Source organism: Phaeobacter sp. HS011 (genome assembly GCF_018101215.1).
Classification (GTDB): Bacteria; Pseudomonadota; Alphaproteobacteria; order Rhodobacterales; family Rhodobacteraceae; genus Phaeobacter; species Phaeobacter inhibens.
The window spans coordinates 592,938-609,497 of the sequence record NZ_JAGEUF010000001.1; the positions used below are offsets into that span (position 1 = coordinate 592,938).

Annotated in this window: 18 protein-coding genes; 17 read left to right on the forward strand and 1 reads right to left on the reverse strand. The window is 59.3% G+C overall.

Annotated features, from left to right (window positions below):
• The first annotated feature begins 33 nt into the window (after positions 1-33).
• The 17 genes from J4721_RS02760 to J4721_RS02840 all read left to right on the forward strand — a co-directional run bounded on the left by J4721_RS02760 (position 34) and on the right by J4721_RS02840 (position 16,139).
• A complete protein-coding gene (locus J4721_RS02760; protein ID WP_014874156.1) occupies positions 34-261 on the forward strand; it encodes a DUF5337 domain-containing protein in 228 nt (75 codons plus the stop codon).
• Positions 262-267: 6 nt separating this feature from the next.
• Positions 268-1,566: an NADH-quinone oxidoreductase subunit NuoF gene (nuoF, locus tag J4721_RS02765; RefSeq protein WP_027247636.1), complete on the forward strand. Its 1,299-nt coding sequence runs from the start codon at positions 268-270 to the stop codon at positions 1,564-1,566.
• An 18-nt stretch (positions 1,567-1,584) separates the two neighbouring features.
• The gene (locus J4721_RS02770; RefSeq protein ID WP_211002058.1) at positions 1,585-1,935 is read left to right on the forward strand and encodes a hypothetical protein; all 351 of its coding nucleotides are present in this window, start codon (positions 1,585-1,587) and stop codon (positions 1,933-1,935) included.
• Positions 1,936-2,048: 113 nt separating this feature from the next.
• Positions 2,049-2,453: a DUF5333 domain-containing protein gene (locus tag J4721_RS02775; RefSeq protein ID WP_211002059.1), complete on the forward strand. Its 405-nt coding sequence runs from the start codon at positions 2,049-2,051 to the stop codon at positions 2,451-2,453.
• A 3-nt stretch (positions 2,454-2,456) separates the two neighbouring features.
• Positions 2,457-4,475: an NADH-quinone oxidoreductase subunit NuoG gene (gene nuoG / locus J4721_RS02780; RefSeq protein WP_211002060.1), complete on the forward strand. Its 2,019-nt coding sequence runs from the start codon at positions 2,457-2,459 to the stop codon at positions 4,473-4,475.
• Positions 4,472-4,858, forward strand: a complete 387-nt coding sequence (locus J4721_RS02785) for a hypothetical protein (protein ID WP_014874161.1) — start codon at positions 4,472-4,474, stop codon at positions 4,856-4,858. The genes nuoG and J4721_RS02785 overlap by 4 nt, the downstream gene beginning before the upstream one ends.
• 6 nt (positions 4,859-4,864) lie before the next feature.
• The gene (gene nuoH, locus J4721_RS02790) at positions 4,865-5,902 is read left to right on the forward strand and encodes an NADH-quinone oxidoreductase subunit NuoH (RefSeq protein ID WP_014874162.1); all 1,038 of its coding nucleotides are present in this window, start codon (positions 4,865-4,867) and stop codon (positions 5,900-5,902) included.
• A gap of 3 nt (positions 5,903-5,905) precedes the next feature.
• Positions 5,906-6,400, forward strand: a complete 495-nt coding sequence (gene nuoI, locus J4721_RS02795; protein ID WP_014879596.1) for an NADH-quinone oxidoreductase subunit NuoI — start codon at positions 5,906-5,908, stop codon at positions 6,398-6,400.
• On the forward strand, positions 6,397-6,816 hold the full coding sequence (locus tag J4721_RS02800; RefSeq protein WP_014874164.1) for a carboxymuconolactone decarboxylase family protein: 420 nt from the start codon (positions 6,397-6,399) through the stop codon (positions 6,814-6,816). The genes nuoI and J4721_RS02800 overlap by 4 nt, the downstream gene beginning before the upstream one ends.
• Positions 6,813-7,415 carry an NADH-quinone oxidoreductase subunit J gene (locus J4721_RS02805; protein WP_014874165.1) on the forward strand — a complete coding sequence of 201 codons (603 nt, stop codon included), beginning with the start codon at positions 6,813-6,815 and terminating at the stop codon, positions 7,413-7,415. The genes J4721_RS02800 and J4721_RS02805 overlap by 4 nt, the downstream gene beginning before the upstream one ends.
• Positions 7,416-7,419: 4 nt before the next feature.
• Positions 7,420-7,725, forward strand: a complete 306-nt coding sequence (nuoK, locus tag J4721_RS02810; RefSeq protein WP_014874166.1) for an NADH-quinone oxidoreductase subunit NuoK — start codon at positions 7,420-7,422, stop codon at positions 7,723-7,725.
• A gap of 6 nt (positions 7,726-7,731) precedes the next feature.
• Entirely contained in the window at positions 7,732-9,858 is a 2,127-nt protein-coding gene (gene nuoL / locus J4721_RS02815; RefSeq protein WP_211002061.1) for an NADH-quinone oxidoreductase subunit L, read from the forward strand.
• Positions 9,858-11,405 carry an NADH-quinone oxidoreductase subunit M gene (locus tag J4721_RS02820; protein WP_102858201.1) on the forward strand — a complete coding sequence of 516 codons (1,548 nt, stop codon included), beginning with the start codon at positions 9,858-9,860 and terminating at the stop codon, positions 11,403-11,405. The genes nuoL and J4721_RS02820 overlap by 1 nt, the downstream gene beginning before the upstream one ends.
• 13 nt (positions 11,406-11,418) lie before the next feature.
• Positions 11,419-12,858, forward strand: a complete 1,440-nt coding sequence (nuoN, locus tag J4721_RS02825; protein ID WP_027247629.1) for an NADH-quinone oxidoreductase subunit NuoN — start codon at positions 11,419-11,421, stop codon at positions 12,856-12,858.
• A gap of 70 nt (positions 12,859-12,928) precedes the next feature.
• Positions 12,929-13,678 carry a biotin--[acetyl-CoA-carboxylase] ligase gene (locus J4721_RS02830; protein WP_211002062.1) on the forward strand — a complete coding sequence of 250 codons (750 nt, stop codon included), beginning with the start codon at positions 12,929-12,931 and terminating at the stop codon, positions 13,676-13,678.
• Positions 13,679-13,693: 15 nt separating this feature from the next.
• Complete coding sequence (locus tag J4721_RS02835) at positions 13,694-14,482, forward strand: type III pantothenate kinase (RefSeq protein ID WP_102874540.1); 789 nt, start codon at positions 13,694-13,696, stop codon at positions 14,480-14,482.
• Entirely contained in the window at positions 14,472-16,139 is a 1,668-nt protein-coding gene (locus J4721_RS02840) for a ribonuclease J (RefSeq protein ID WP_211002063.1), read from the forward strand. Before J4721_RS02835 ends, J4721_RS02840 begins: the two co-directional genes overlap by 11 nt.
• Before the next feature lie 187 nt (positions 16,140-16,326).
• On the opposite strand, the gene J4721_RS02845 is transcribed toward J4721_RS02840, so the two are convergent.
• The gene (locus J4721_RS02845; RefSeq protein WP_014879604.1) at positions 16,327-16,500 is read right to left on the reverse strand and encodes an RSP_7527 family protein; all 174 of its coding nucleotides are present in this window, start codon (positions 16,498-16,500) and stop codon (positions 16,327-16,329) included.
• Positions 16,501-16,560: the final 60 nt, after the last annotated feature.

Genomic DNA, 16,560 nt, shown 5'->3' on the forward strand with positions numbered 1-16,560 from the left:
CCCATCGGGGCAGGGGCCAAAATTCAGGACCATATGAGCGTAGAACACGACAAAGCACTGGCAGCAAAGGGGCGGCACATCGCGTTGGTGATTGCCGCAACCATGCTTGGTTGGCTGGCGATGTCGCTGTTCATCGGCCCCGCGCTGGGGCTCGCCGGACGCTACGCTCTGCTGTTTGATTTCGCAGCCCTTGCAGGCTTCATTTATGCAGCGGTCAACATTTTTCAACTCTGGCGGATGCGCCAGGACAGCCAAAGGTAGGCAGACATGCTGAAGGACCAGGACCGGATCTTTACCAACCTTTACGGGATGCATGAGCGCACATTGGCAGGCGCAAAACAGCGGGGCCATTGGGATGGCACTGCGGGCATCATCGAAAAAGGGCGGGACTGGATCATCCAGAACATGAAGGATTCCGGCCTGCGCGGACGCGGTGGTGCGGGCTTCCCGACCGGCCTGAAATGGTCTTTCATGCCGAAGGAGAGCGACGGGCGTCCCTCCTATCTGGTCATCAACGCCGATGAATCGGAGCCGGGCACCTGCAAAGACCGCGAGATCATGCGCCATGATCCGCACACGCTGATCGAAGGCGCGCTGATCGCCTCCTTCGCGATGAATGCGCATACCTGCTACATCTATCTGCGCGGCGAATACATCCGCGAGCGCGAGGCGCTGCAGGCCGCGATTGACGAATGCTATGACCAAGGTCTGCTGGGTCGCAATGCCGCCGGATCCGGTTGGGACTTTGACGTCTTTCTGCACCATGGTGCAGGGGCCTATATCTGCGGCGAAGAAACTGCGCTGATTGAAAGCCTTGAGGGCAAGAAGGGCATGCCACGTATGAAGCCGCCGTTCCCGGCTGGCGCGGGCCTCTATGGTTGCCCGACCACGGTGAACAACGTGGAGTCGATCGCGGTGGTGCCGACCATTCTGCGCCGTGGCCCGGATTGGTTTGCAGGCTTTGGCCGTCAGAACAACGCGGGCACCAAACTCTTTGCGATCTCCGGCCACGTCAACAACCCCTGTGTGGTTGAGGAAGCAATGTCGATCTCCTTTGAGGAGCTGATCGAGAAGCATTGCGGCGGTATCCGGGGCGGTTGGGATAACTTGCTGGCGGTCATTCCCGGTGGCTCTTCTGTTCCCTGCGTGCGCGGCGAGAAGATGAAAGACGCCATCATGGACTTCGACTATCTGCGCGGCGAGCTGGGGTCCGGCCTTGGCACCGCCGCGGTCATCGTGATGGATAAGAACACGGACATCATCAAGGCGATCTGGCGTCTGTCCAAGTTCTACAAACACGAAAGCTGTGGGCAGTGTACGCCGTGTCGTGAGGGCACCGGCTGGATGATGCGCGTGATGGACCGTCTGGTGAAAGGCGAGGCCGAGCTCGAAGAGATCGACATGCTGTGGGATGTGACCAAGCAGGTCGAAGGCCATACCATTTGTGCACTTGGCGATGCGGCAGCCTGGCCAATTCAGGGGCTGATCCGCAACTTCCGCGAGGAAATCGAGGACCGCATCAAGGCACAGAAGTCCGGGCGCATGGGCGCCATGGCGGCTGAATAAGGTCCGGGGGAGCAGTTGATGATCACGGGTGTGAGCAAAGCCATGGCTATTCTGGCCCTCTGCGGCGGGGTGCTGGCGGGGTGTGACGGGATCGTAAACGACCGTCCAACCTACGCAGGCGTTCCGTTCAAGGCGAAGGCCAAGGCTGTGAACAAGAAAGAGACGCTGGCGGTGTTTACCACTGCGGTTTCCAAGGCCCCGCGTTCGCTTGAGGGGGCGCGGCTGGCTGCGCACCACGAAGGTACCCGCTACTGCATCGAGAATTTTGGCTCCTCGCGCATTGCATGGCAGATCAACCCGCTTGATACGGATGTCGCGGTCCCCCTCGACGGGGACACAGCGGTTTATGGCGGAACCTGCACCCCGTGAGCATGACGCCTGCATATCCTTTGGCTGCGCATGATGCGCCAGCGGCGGTGTTATTGCATAACGCCGCTGTCTGCGCGCGTGCTGAACGCTTTCCCACCAAGGAGCGTTCAACCATGCGAACCCTGATTGCAACCTGTGCCACCTGCCTGATGCTACTGCCTACTGCGGCGGCCGCGAAGCCCTCTCTGCGCGATGTGCAGGAGATTGAAGACCCGTTGTTTGCGGTCGCGCTGGCGAAGGAAGTGTCGGACCACTGCGACAGCATATCCGCGCGCTACTTCAAGGGGCTGACTGAGCTGCGCCGCCTGCGGGCGCGGGCCAATGCCCTGGGCTATACGGATACTGAAATCCGCGCCTACATCGACTCGGACACGGAAAAAACCCGGATGCGGGCCAAGGGAGAACGCTTCCTGGCGCAAAACGGGGTCTCTTACGAGAAAACGGAAACATTCTGTGCGTTTGGTCGTGCGGAAATTAAGAAAAACAGCGCGATCGGCGTTTTATTGAGGGCGAAATAGACCATGTCTGACCTCCGCAAGATCAACATTGACGGAACCGAGATTGAGGTGGATGGGGCGATGACCCTAATCCAGGCTTGTGAAGAGGCCGGGGTGGAAATTCCCCGGTTCTGCTACCACGAGCGTCTGTCCATCGCCGGCAATTGCCGCATGTGCCTGGTTGAGGTTGTTGGCGGCCCGCCGAAACCTGCCGCTTCCTGCGCCATGCAGGTCCGCGATCTGCGTCCCGGCCCCGAAGGTCAGGCACCGCAGGTGAAGACAAATTCACCGATGGTGAAAAAGGCGCGCGAAGGCGTGATGGAGTTCCTGCTGATCAACCACCCGCTAGATTGCCCGATTTGCGATCAGGGCGGCGAATGCGATCTGCAGGATCAGGCCATGGCGTATGGCGTTGATTTCTCGCGCTTCCGCGAAGCCAAGCGCGCGGTTGATGATCTGGACCTTGGTCCGCTGGTCGGCACCGCGATGACGCGCTGCATCTCCTGCACTCGCTGCGTCCGCTTCACAACCGAAGTTGCCGGCATCACCCAGATGGGCCAGACCGGTCGCGGCGAAGATAGCGAAATCACCTCCTATCTGAACGAGACGCTGGATTCGAACCTTCAGGGCAACATCATCGACCTTTGCCCGGTTGGTGCGCTGACCTCCAAACCCTACGCCTTCACAGCGCGTCCGTGGGAACTGACCAAGACCGAAACCATCGACGTGATGGATGCGCTGGGGTCGAACATCCGTGTCGACACCAAGGGTCGCGAAGTGATGCGGATCCTGCCGCGCAACCACGACGGCGTGAACGAGGAATGGATCAGCGACAAGACCCGTTTCGTCTGGGACGGCTTGCGCCGCCAGCGTCTGGATCGCCCTTACGTTCGTGTAGATGGCAAGCTTAAGCCAGCCACCTGGCCCGAAGCGCTGGAGGCTGCGGCCACAGCGATGAAGGGCAAGAAAATCGCGGGTCTGATTGGTGACCTGGTCCCGGTTGAGGCGGCTTTTGCATTGAAACAGCTGGTCGAAGGGCAGGGTGGTAAGGTTGAGTGCCGGACTGACAAGGCCCGTCTGCCTATCGGCAACCGCGCGGCCTATGTCGGCACCGCCACCATCGAAGATATCGACAGCGCCAAGGCGATCATGCTGATCGGCACCGACCCCCGCAACGAGGCGCCGGTTCTGAATGCCCGCCTGCGTAAGGCTTGGATCAATGGCGCCAATATCGGCCTGATCGGCCAGCCGGTTGATCTGACCTATGACTATGCTCACCTCGGTACCGACCGCGCAGCGCTTGAGGCGCTTGTGAACGGCGAAACCGAAGGCGCGATTGGCAAGGATACGCTGGTCATAGTCGGCCAGGGCGCCCTGCGTGAGGCCGATGGTCTGGCCGTACTGGCCCATGCGCAGAAATACGCGGCCATGACCGAATCTAAGCTGCTGGTGCTGCACACCGCTGCGGGCCGTGTCGGCGCGATGGATGTCAACGCTGTCACCGAAGGTGGCCTTGAAGCGGCCATTGACGGCGCAGAGGTGATCTACAACCTCGGCGCTGATGAGGTCGAAATCGATGCAGGCGCCTTTGTGATTTACCAGGGCTCGCACGGCGATCGCGGGGCGCATCGTGCCGACATCATCCTTCCCGGCGCTGCCTATACCGAAGAAAACGGTCTGTTCGTAAATACCGAAGGGCGTCCGCAATTGGCGATGCGGGCGAGCTTCGCGCCCGGTGAGGCCAAGGAAAACTGGGCGATCCTGCGGGCGCTCAGCGCGGAGCCGGATGCCAAGCTGCCCTATGACTCGCTGGCGCAACTGCGCTCCGCGCTGGTGGCAGAGGTGCCGCATCTGGCGCGCATTGACGAAGTGGCGGCAAATGAGGGTCCGGCGCTTGAGGTTGAGGCCATGGGTAAGGCGGCATTCCTGCCTGCGGTTAAGGATTTCTACCTGACCAACCCGATAGCGCGGTCGTCGCAGCTGATGGCGGAACTGTCGGCGGGTGCAAAGGCGCGCGGCGCCGAGAAGATCGCAGCGGAGTGATCCGGGCGGGCATCATATCGCCCTTGCTGCTGGCGGCCTGCGTGCAGGCCCCTCAGACATCGCAGGCGCCGTTCAATCCCGACTACCAAGGGGTGGAAACGCGGCTTCTGGATGGCGATCTGGTGCAGTTCCACGTTGCCATGATCGGCGCCAGAAACAGCGCCGATCTGGATAATTATGCTGAATGCGCAGCGGCGCAATATGCGCTGATCCGCGGTTATGGATTTGCACGTCACGTGCGCACAAAAATGAAACAAGAGGGTGGCGTTCAGACGGCAGATGCTGTCTACACCATCTCGCCTTCCCTCCCGCGCGGACTGCGCACCATCGACGCTGAAGTCGTGGTCGCGGATTGCGAGGCTAACGGAATACCCACGGTGTGAGGACCTATGGCTGAATTCTTTAACACCCCAGGCGGCATCGCTGTTCTGATCCTGGCGCAAGTGCTTGCAGTTGTTGCATTTGTCATGATTTCGCTGCTGTTCCTCGTCTACGGGGACCGCAAGATCTGGGCGGCTGTCCAGATGCGCCGAGGCCCCAATGTGGTTGGCGTATACGGTCTGCTGCAATCGGTGGCGGACGCACTCAAATATGTCGTCAAAGAGGTGGTGATCCCCGCCGGTGCCGACCGCACCGTATTTATCCTGGCACCGCTGACCAGCTTTGTGCTGGCGATGATTGCCTGGGCGGTGATCCCGTTCAATGATGGCTGGGTGCTGTCAGACATCAACGTTGCCATTCTTTATGTGTTCGCGGTCTCCTCGCTTGAGGTTTACGGCGTGATCATGGGCGGTTGGGCGTCGAACTCGAAATATCCGTTTCTCGGTTCCTTGCGCTCAGCGGCGCAGATGATCTCTTACGAGGTCTCCATCGGTCTGATCATCGTTGGGGTCATCATCTCCACCGGCAGCATGAACTTCGGCGACATTGTGCGCGCGCAGGACGGTGATCTGGGTCTGCTGAACTGGTACTGGATCCCGCATTTCCCGATGGTGTTCCTGTTCTTCATCTCGGCGCTGGCAGAAACCAACCGCCCGCCGTTCGACCTGCCGGAAGCGGAATCGGAACTGGTGGCAGGCTACCAGGTGGAATACTCGGCGACACCGTTCCTTCTGTTCATGGCCGGGGAATACATTGCCATCTTCCTGATGTGCGCGCTGACAACACTGCTGTTCTTCGGCGGCTGGCTGTCCCCGATCCCGGGCTTGCCGGACGGCGTCCTGTGGATGGTTGCCAAGATGGCATTCTTCTTCTTCCTCTTCGCAATGGTGAAGGCGATCACGCCCCGCTACCGCTATGACCAGCTGATGCGTCTGGGTTGGAAAGTGTTCCTGCCGTTCTCGCTGGCTTGGGTGGTCTTCGTATCCTTTGCTGCAAAATTTGACTGGTTCTGGGGCATCTTCGCCCGCTGGACCGTGGGAGGCTAACTGATGGCGAACATCGACTACACCCGCGCTGCCAAATACTTCCTGCTGCAGGATTTCTGGGTCGGCTTCAAACTGGGGCTGAAGTATTTCTTCGCGCCCAAGGCCACCCTGAACTATCCGCACGAGAAGGGGCCTCTGTCGCCTCGATTCCGCGGTGAGCACGCGCTGCGCCGCTACCCAAACGGCGAGGAGCGCTGCATCGCTTGTAAACTTTGCGAGGCGGTCTGCCCGGCGCAGGCGATCACCATCGACGCGGAACCGCGCGAGGATGGCAGCCGCCGCACCACGCGGTATGACATCGACATGACCAAATGCATCTATTGCGGTTTCTGCCAGGAAGCCTGTCCGGTGGATGCGATTGTCGAAGGCCCGAACTTCGAGTTCGCCACCGAGACCCGTGAGGAGCTGTTCTACGACAAGGACAAGCTGCTTTCGAACGGGGAACGCTGGGAAGCCGAGATCGCACGCAATCTCGAACTGGACGCGCCCTACCGATGAGCGACGCCAAGAACCCATTTGAGGCCATGATGGCCCAGGCTCAGGACATGGCCAAAGCCCTGAACCCCGCGTTGGAGAGTTTCTCTCCCACCGGTGCGTTCAAGGATTTTGAAGCGCTGTGGCCGACGATGCCGAAGGATGTCATGGAAATGATGTTCGGCAATACCGTCAACAAGGGCGGCCTCGATGCCAAAACCCGGCTGCTGCTGACGCTGGCCGGGCTGACAATGCAGGGCGCACAGGCAGATTCAGCCGTGCGTCAGACCGTACGCCACGCCCTAGAGGCGGGCGCGAAGAAACAAGAGATCGTTGAAACGATCGGACAGATGTCGGTCTTTGCCGGCATCCCGGCCATGACCCGCGCGCTGGAACTGGCGCAAGAGGTCATGGACGCCAAAGGGGACGATGAAACATGAGCGTTTTTGCCTTTTACCTCTTTGCCATCAGCGCCATCACCGGCGGGCTGTTCACGGTGATCAGCCGCCAGCCGGTGCATTCGGTGCTGTGGCTGATCCTGGCCTTCATTTCCTCCGCCGGGCTGTTCGTCCTGCTCGGGGCCGAATTTGTCGCCATGCTGCTGGTCATCGTTTATGTGGGCGCGGTCGCGGTGCTGTTCCTCTTTGTGGTGATGATGCTGGATGTGGATTTTGCCGAGCTGAAAGCAGAGATGGCGCGTTACATGCCATTGGCGTTGCTCATCGGTCTGGTCATCCTCATGCAGTTTGTCATGGCCTATGGCGCTTGGGAAACTGCACCGGCGGCGGCCACGCAGCTGGCACAGCCGATCCCAACTGACCAACATAACACCGAGGCGCTTGGCCTCATCATTTACGACCAATATTTCCTTCTGTTCCAACTCTCCGGCCTGATCCTGCTGGTTGCGATGATCGGTGCGATCGTGCTGACCCTGCGCCATCGTCAGGACGTGAAACGCCAGGATGTCGTCGCGCAGATGATGCGTGATCCGGCGACCGCGATGGAACTCAAGGATGTGAAACCGGGGCAGGGGCTTTGAGACAATGATCACACTCGAGCATTATCTAACCGTCGCGGCGACGCTGTTCGTCATCGGCATCTTCGGGCTCTTCCTGAACCGCAAGAACGTCATCATCCTCTTGATGAGCATCGAGTTGATGCTCTTGGCGGTGAACATCAACCTTGTGGCCTTCTCCAGCTTCCTTGGGGATCTGGTGGGTCAGGTCTTCACCCTATTTGTGCTGACCGTGGCCGCCGCTGAGGCCGCCATTGGCCTTGCGATCCTGGTTTGCTTCTTCCGCAACCGCGGCACCATCGCCGTGGAAGACATCAACGTGATGAAGGGCTAAAGCGTCATGGAAACCATCCTTCTCTTTGCCCCTCTGGTCGGGGCCATCATCTGTGGCTTTGGCTGGAAGTTCATTGGCGAGACCGCAGCCACATGGACCGCGACCGGGCTTTTGTTCCTGTCGGCGCTTCTGTCCTGGATCGTCTTCCTCAGCTTTGACGGGCTGACCCAATCGATCGAGATCATGCGCTGGATCGAAAGCGGCTCGCTGTCGACCTCCTGGGCGATCCGTCTGGACCGAATGACCGCGATCATGCTGATCGTTGTGACCACCGTGTCTTCGCTGGTGCATCTCTATTCCTTTGGCTACATGGCCCATGACCCGCAGTGGAAAGACGGCGAGAGCTACAAGCCGCGCTTCTTTGCCTATCTGTCGTTCTTTACCTTTGCGATGCTGATGCTGGTGACCTCTGACAATCTGGTTCAGATGTTCTTTGGCTGGGAAGGCGTGGGCGTTGCCTCCTACCTGCTGATCGGTTTCTACTACCGCAAGCCTTCGGCCAATGCGGCAGCGATGAAAGCTTTCATCGTCAACCGTGTTGGTGATTTCGGCTTTGCGCTGGGTATCTTTGCCCTGTTCTTCCTGACTGACAGCATCAACTTTGATGACATCTTTGCGGCCGTGCCGCAGCTGGCGAAAACCCAGCTGACCTTTCTCTGGTCGGAATGGAATGCCGCCAATCTGATTGCAGTCCTGCTGTTCATTGGTGCCATGGGTAAATCGGCGCAGCTGATCCTGCACACATGGTTGCCGGATGCGATGGAAGGCCCGACCCCGGTGTCGGCGCTGATCCACGCCGCCACCATGGTGACCGCCGGTGTCTTCCTCGTCTGCCGCATGTCGCCGCTGATGGAGTTCGCACCCGAGGCGACAACCTTCATCACCGTGCTGGGTGCAACCACGGCTTTCTTCGCAGCGACTGTGGGTCTGGTTCAGACCGACATCAAACGCGTGATCGCCTATTCGACCTGTTCGCAGCTTGGCTATATGTTCGTGGCCGCTGGCGTCGGCATGTATTCCGCTGCGATGTTCCACCTGTTCACACATGCCTTCTTCAAGGCGATGCTGTTCCTTGGTGCGGGCTCCGTGATCCACGCGATGCACCATGAGCAGGACATGATGAACTACGGTGGTCTGCGCAAAAAGATCCCCTATACCTTTGCCGCGATGATGATCGGTACCCTTGCCATCACCGGCGTTGGTATCCCGTTGACGCACATCGGGTTCGCTGGCTTCCTGTCGAAAGACGCCATCATCGAAAGCGCCTATGCAGGGGGATCCTCCTACGGATTCTGGATGCTGGTGATCGCAGCTGCGATGACCTCCTTTTACAGCTGGCGCCTGATTTTCCTGACCTTTTACGGCAAGCCGCGCGGCGACAAGCATACGCATGATCACGCGCATGAAAGCCCGATGGTCATGTTGATCCCCCTGGGCGTGCTTGCCCTCGGTGCGATCTTCTCTGGCATGCTCTGGTACAACAGCTTCTTCGGCCATGCTGATAAGGTTGGCAAATTCTACGGCATCCCGGTGGCAGAAGCGTCTGCTGCAGGGCACGGCGAAGAGGCCGCAGAAGATGCGGGCCACGGCGCTGATGACAGCCACGCCAGCACGGCGGACGACGGTCACGGCGCAGCTGAAGCATCCGGTGAGCATCACTATGTATTCGCGGGTCAACCGGGCGAAGGCGCGCTGTATTTCGGTGCCGACAACACTGTGCTGGATGACGCGCACGCCGCCCCGAAATGGGTGAAAGTGTCGCCGTTCATTGCGATGCTGCTTGGCCTTGGTCTTGCGATCCTGTTCTACATCGTGAACCCAAGCCTGCCGGGCCGTCTCGCCAAGCAACAGCAGCCGCTGTACCTGTTCCTCAAGAACAAGTGGTATTTTGACGAGCTGTATGACTTTGTCTTTGTCAAACCGACGTTGATGATCGGGCGTTTCCTGTGGAAGCGTGGTGATGGCAAGACGATTGACGGTGCCCTGAACGGTATCGCCATGGGCATCATTCCCTTCTTCACCCGCCTCGCCGGTCGCGCTCAGTCGGGTTACATTTTCACCTATGCCTTCTGGATGGTGCTGGGCATTGCTGCCCTGGTTACCTGGATGTCGATCGGCGGAGGAGCGCACTGATGGACAATCTCCTTTCTATTGTCACCTTTATCCCGGCGCTTGCGGCGGCCATTCTGGCCCTGTTCCTGCGCGGCGAGGATGAGGCGGCGCAGCGTAACGCCAAATCTGTTGCGCTCTTTGCCACAACGATCACTTTCCTGGTGAGCCTTGGCATCTATTTCCAGTTCGACCCCTCCGACACAGGCTTTCAGTTTGTGGAAGAGGCCGAGTGGATCTTTGGCTTGAAGTACAAGATGGGTGTCGATGGCATTTCTGTGCTCTTCGTGATGCTCACCACCTTTGTTATGCCGCTGACCATTCTGGCCAGCTGGGGGGTAAATACCCGCGTCAAGGAATACATGATCGCCTTCCTGATGTTGGAAACGCTGATGCTTGGCGTATTCATGGCACTGGATCTGGTGCTGTTCTACCTGTTCTTTGAGGCTGGCCTGATCCCGATGTTCTTGATCATTGGCATCTGGGGGGGCAAGGAACGGATCTACGCGTCGTTCAAATTCTTCCTCTACACCTTCTTCGGCTCGGTGCTGATGCTGGTGGCGATGGTTGCGATGTACGCAGATGCGGGCACCACCGATATCGCGCAACTGCTGACGCACAGCTTCTCTGCGGGTAGCTTTGATCTTCTGGGAATCCATGTTGTTGGCGGGATGCAGACGCTGCTGTTCCTGGCCTTCTTTGCCTCTTTTGCGGTGAAAATGCCGATGTGGCCGGTCCACACATGGCTGCCGGACGCCCACGTGCAGGCGCCGACTGCAGGTTCCGTGGTGCTGGCGGCGATCCTGTTGAAGATGGGCGGCTACGGCTTCCTGCGCTTCAGTTTGCCGATGTTCCCTGTCGGGGCTGACGTGATGACGGACCTGATCCTGTGGATGTCGGCGATTGCGGTGGTCTACACCTCGCTGGTGGCTCTGGTGCAGTCGGACATGAAGAAGCTGATTGCTTATTCGTCCGTTGCGCATATGGGGTTTGTGACCATGGGTATCTTTGCCGCCAACCAGCAGGGCATTGATGGCGCGATCTTCCAGATGCTGAGCCACGGCTTCATCTCGGCGGCGCTGTTCCTTTGTGTTGGCGTCATCTATGATCGGATGCACACGCGGGACATCGACGCCTATGGTGGTCTTGTCATCCGTATGCCTGCCTATGCGTTGGTCTTCATGTTCTTCACCATGGGCAACGTCGGCCTGCCGGGCACCTCGGGCTTCATCGGTGAATTCCTGACCCTGATGGGCACATTCCAGAAAAACACCTGGGTGGCAGCCGTTGCCGCAACCGGTGTTATCTTCTCGGCGGGTTATGCGCTGTGGCTCTATCGCCGCGTGGTCTTTGGCGATCTGATCAAGGGCAGCCTGAAGACCATCAAGGATATGACTGCCCGCGAACGGTTCATCTTTGCACCGCTGGTGGTGATGACCATCCTTCTGGGGGTCTACCCGGCGCTTGTCACCGATATCATCAGCCCGTCGACTGAGGCGCTGATTGCAAACTTCAATGAATCTCTGGCTGCCGCGGACCTGTCCCCGGCGACCCAGATGGCTTCGCACTAAGGGGGCGTGGGCGATGATCCCAGCTGATCTCACCGTTATCCTGCCAGAGATTGTTCTGGCGCTCAGCGCAATGGCGGCGCTCCTTGGCGCCGTCTACACCGGCAAGGACAAACTGGCCCCGGCGTTGATCTGGCTGATGGCCGGCCTGATGTCTGCACTTGCGATCTGGATCGGGACAGGCGCGTCCGGTAGCCGTGAGGCGTTCAACGGCATGTTTGTCGACGACGGGTTCGCCCGTTTTGCCAAGGTTGCCATTCTGCTATCGGCCTCGGCTGTTCTGGTCATGGGCCAGGATTACATGTCGCGCCGCGGCATGCTGCGGTTTGAATACCCCATCCTCGTTGCGCTCAGCGCGGTGGGCATGATGGTTATGGTCTCTGCCGGCAACCTGATGTCGCTCTATATGGGCCTCGAACTGCAGTCGCTGGCGCTCTATGTTGTGGCGTCCTTGCGTCGTGACAGCGTGAAATCGACCGAAGCCGGCCTGAAATATTTCGTGCTCGGCGCGCTGTCCTCCGGCTTGCTGCTCTATGGCGCGTCCTTGGTCTACGGCTTTGCGGGAACCACCGACTTTGCAGGCATCTACGCTGTTGCCAAGCACGGTGAAGTGTCCATCGGCCTGCTGTTTGGTCTGGTCTTCCTGATCTCTGGCTTGGCGTTCAAGGTCTCTGCTGTGCCGTTCCACATGTGGACCCCGGACGTCTATGAAGGCGCACCAACGCCAGTTACCGCATTCTTTGCATCGGCGCCGAAGGTTGCTGCCATGGGCCTGTTTGCGCGCGTGATGCATGATGCCTTTGGTCATGCGGTGCAAGACTGGAGTCAGGTAATTGCACTGCTGTCGCTGCTGTCCATGTTCGTGGGGGCTGTCGCCGCGATTGGCCAGCGCGATATCAAACGCCTGATGGCCTATTCCTCGATTGCGCATATGGGCTATGCGTTGATGGGTCTTGCAGCAGGCACCGCCTATGGTGTGCAGGCCTTGCTGGTCTATATGGCGATCTACGTCTCCATGAACATCGGCACCTTTGCCTTCATCCTGATGATGGAAAAAGACGGCAAGCCCATCACCGATATCCGCGCACTGAACCTCTATTCCCGTCGTGAGCCGGGTAAGGCGCTGGCGATGCTGATCCTGCTCTTTTCGCTGGCTGGGGTGCCGCCGATGCTGGGATTCTTCGGCAAGCTCTATGTGCTGAACGCGGCCTATCAGGCGGGTTTGGCGTGGTTGGCGGTTGCGGGCGTGATAGCCTCGGTCATCGGGGCCTTCTACTACCTGCGTATCGTTTACTACATGTACTTCGGTGAAGAGGGCGAGGAGCTGGAAACCAACCGATCGCCAATCCTCTGGGGGTTCCTGATGGCGTCGGCTGCGGTGATGCTTCTGGGTATTATCAACATGTTCGGCATCGAGGGTGCAGCAGCATCAGCGGCTGCCACGCTGGTCAACTGACCGCTCTAACACAGAACACACAAAGGCCTGGTCTGCGGACCGGGCCTTTTTGCCTTGAAGGGACAGCATCATGAGTGATTGGCCAGAGGGATACGGGCGGAGCCTGCTTGACGAGGTGGACAGCACCCTCGATGAGGCGGCGCGCCGCGCGCCCACATTGACCGGCCCTGAATGGATCATGGCCAAACGCCAGACAAAGGGGCGGGGGCGCCGTGGCCGTGCCTGGAAGGAGCCCAAGGGGAATTTCGCCGCAACCCTGGTGATGCGGCCGGAGGGGCCACCCGATCAGGTGGCGCTGCGCAGCTTTGTTGCGGCGCTGGCGCTCTATGATGCCTGTGTGGCGCTCTGCGGCGAGACGGCTGGACTTGCACTGAAGTGGCCCAATGATGTGCTTTTGAACGGTGGAAAGCTGGCTGGCATTCTTCTGGAGAGTGCGGGCACTGCCGGCGGCGTCACCCATCTGTCAATTGGGATCGGGGTCAATCTGATTGAGACGCCGATGCAGGAGTGGCTGGAGCCGGGCGCCGTCTGGCCTGTTTCATTGCTGTCGGAAACCGGGATCCACGTCACGCCGGAGGATTTCCTGACCGAGCTGGCTGCAGCCTACAACCGCTATGAAATCCAATTCGTCACCTATGGGTTTGAGCCGATCCGCACGGCCTGGTTGGCGCGCGCGGCCCGTCTGGGGGAGGTGATCATCGCGCGCACCTCGAATTCCGAAACCGAGGGCACTTTTGAGACGGTAGACGCCAATGGCAACCTCGTCCTAAAAACCGCCAAGGGCCGCGTCAATATCCCAGCGGCGGACATCTTTTTCTAGGGAAGGGGGCTGCCAATGCTTCTGGCGGTGGATTGCGGCAATACCAACACGGTGTTTTCAATCTGGGACGGTGACAGCTTTGTCGGCACCTGGCGCACGGCCAGTGACTGGCGGCGCACGGCAGATCAGTATTTTGTCTGGCTCAACACGTTAATGCGGCTGGAGGGTATCGAGGCGGATATCACCGATATGATCATCTCCTCGACCGTGCCGCGGGTGGTGTTCAATCTGCGCGTTCTGGCGGATCGCTACTATAACACCCGTCCCCTCGTGGTGGGGAAACCGGATTGCCTGTTGCCCGTGTCGGTGCGGGTTGATCATGGAACCAATGTGGGACCTGACCGTTTGGTCAATACGGTCTCTGGATTTGACAAATACGGTGGCAATCTGATCGTGGTGGATTTCGGAACGGCAACAACCTTTGATGTGGTGGCCGAGGATGGCGCCTATATTGGCGGTGTCATTGCGCCTGGCGTCAACCTCAGCCTGGAGGCGCTGCATCAGGCCGCTGCCGCCTTGCCCCATGTGGATATCTCCAAACCCCAGTCCGTCATCGGCACCAATACGGTTGCATGTATGCAGTCAGGTGTGTTCTGGGGGTACGTAGGACTGGTGCGTGAAATATGCGCCCGCATCAAGGCGGAGCGTGACGTGCCGATGAAAGTAATCTCGACAGGCGGGCTGGCGCCTTTGTTCCAGCAAACAGCGGATCTGTTTGACGCATTTGAGGATGATCTCACGATGCACGGGCTACAGATCATACACAAATATAATAAGGATAACGGTCTCGAGGATGAGCACTGAACGTTTAATCTACCTGCCCCTGGGTGGGGCGGGCGAAATCGGCATGAACGCCTATGTCTACGGCTACGGCAAACCGGGCAAGGAGCGCCTGATCCTGGTTGATCTGGGCGTCACCTTCCCGGATATGGACAGCAGCCCCGGCGTGGATCTGATCATGCCGGATATCCGCTGGCTGAAAGAGCGCGCCGACCAGCTGGAGGGTGTGTTCATCACCCACGCGCATGAGGATCACATCGGCGCGGTTGCGCATCTTTACCGCGATCTGAACGTGCCGATCTATGCCCGCGCCTTTACCGCCAATCTGGCGCGCCGCAAGATGGATGAGGCCGGTCTGGACAGCGAAGAGGTGAAAACCGTCTCCGCATGGCCTGAGGTCACCAAACTGGGGCCGTTTACCGTCGGCGTTGCACCGATTTCGCATTCCATCCCGGAGAGTGGCGGTCTGGTGATCGACACACCTGCGGGGCGCATCGTGCACACCGGTGATTTCAAAACCGATCCGACCCCGATTGTGGGCGAGGCGTTTGATCCCGAAATGTGGGCGGAGATCGCCAAAGATGGCGTCAAGGCGCTGGTCTGCGATTCCACCAATGTCTTCTCCCTGCACCCCGGCCGCTCTGAGGTCGAAGTCGGCCCGGAGATCACCCGTCTGGTCGGCGAGGCTGAGGGCATGGTGGTCGCGACCACATTTGCCTCCAATGTCGCACGGGTGAAGACCTTGGCGGAAGCCGGTCATGCTGCAGGTCGTTCTGTTGTCCTGCTTGGTCGTGCGATGCAGCGCATGGTTGAGGCTGCGACTGAAACCGGGGTTCTGAAGGATTTCCCCAAGGTGGTGAGCGTCGAGGCTGCGCAGGAATTGCCGCGTGAAAACCTGATGTTGGTTGTGACCGGTAGCCAGGGGGAGCGCCGCGCGGCGTCTGCCCAATTGGCACGCGGCAAATACCGTGGGGTTGAGGTGAAGGAGGGTGATCTGTTCCTGTTCTCCTCCAAAACGATCCCTGGCAATGAACGCGGTGTCATTCGCATCATCAACCAATTCTCCGAAAAAGGCGTTGATGTCGTGGATGACAGCTCCGGTCTCTATCATGTGTCGGGCCACGCCAACCGTCCCGATCTGGAACGGATGCATGACATTATCAAGCCGCAGATGCTGATCCCTATGCATGGCGAACACCGCCATTTGCGCCAGCACGCCCGTCTGGGCGAGGCGAAGGGCATCGCCAGCGCAGTGGCTGTGAATGGCATGATGATGGATCTGACAGGGAATGCGCCGAAGGTGGTGGACTACGTCGACACCGGGCGCACCTATCTGGATGGGTCTGTCAAATATGGTGCGCTGGATGGCGTTGTCCGCGACCGGATCCGCATGGCGCTCAACGGTCATGTGGTTGTCACCGTCATCCTGGATGAGGAAGACGAACCGCTCGGCGAACCTTGGTGTGATATCAAGGGGCTGGCGGAAACTGGCACGTCCAACGCTGCGCTGGTTGAGGTGATGGAAGAGGATCTGAACCAGTTTATCATGCGTGCCGGTGCCAAGACCCTGCGCGATGATAACAAGCTGGAAGAGAACCTCCGCCGTGTCGCCCGCCAGTCCGCGCAGAACGAGATCGGCAAGAAACCTGAGGTGACCGTTGTGGTCAGCCGGATGCGCTGAGCCAGAACGTTTTGACCCTGTTTGAGGGCCCGCTGCACTTGGTGCGGCGGGCCTTTTTCGATTTGCGCATGTGAGGTTCCCAGAGAGCTGACGGGCCAAAACGAAAAAGCCCCGGCAGATTGCCGGGGCTTTTCATGTGGTAATAGCCTTACCGGCTGTTCGTCGACGCCCTTGGGCGGGTGTCGGATCAGGCGTGACGGGGGCGGGAGATCAGCGCGACCAACTTGCCCGGGAGGCTAGCAATACCCCGGCCGAGGCTGCGCAGGAAGGAGGCCATCGCCTCGGCGCGCAGTTCATGTGCACGGGCTTCAATGGCGCGGATTTCGTCGGCGGTCACGGTTGGGAACTCCAGATTATTCATTGCAGGCCTCATGGATGTCTTATGTCTTGTTGACCTCCAGATAGGCTCTTCCGCGTTGCG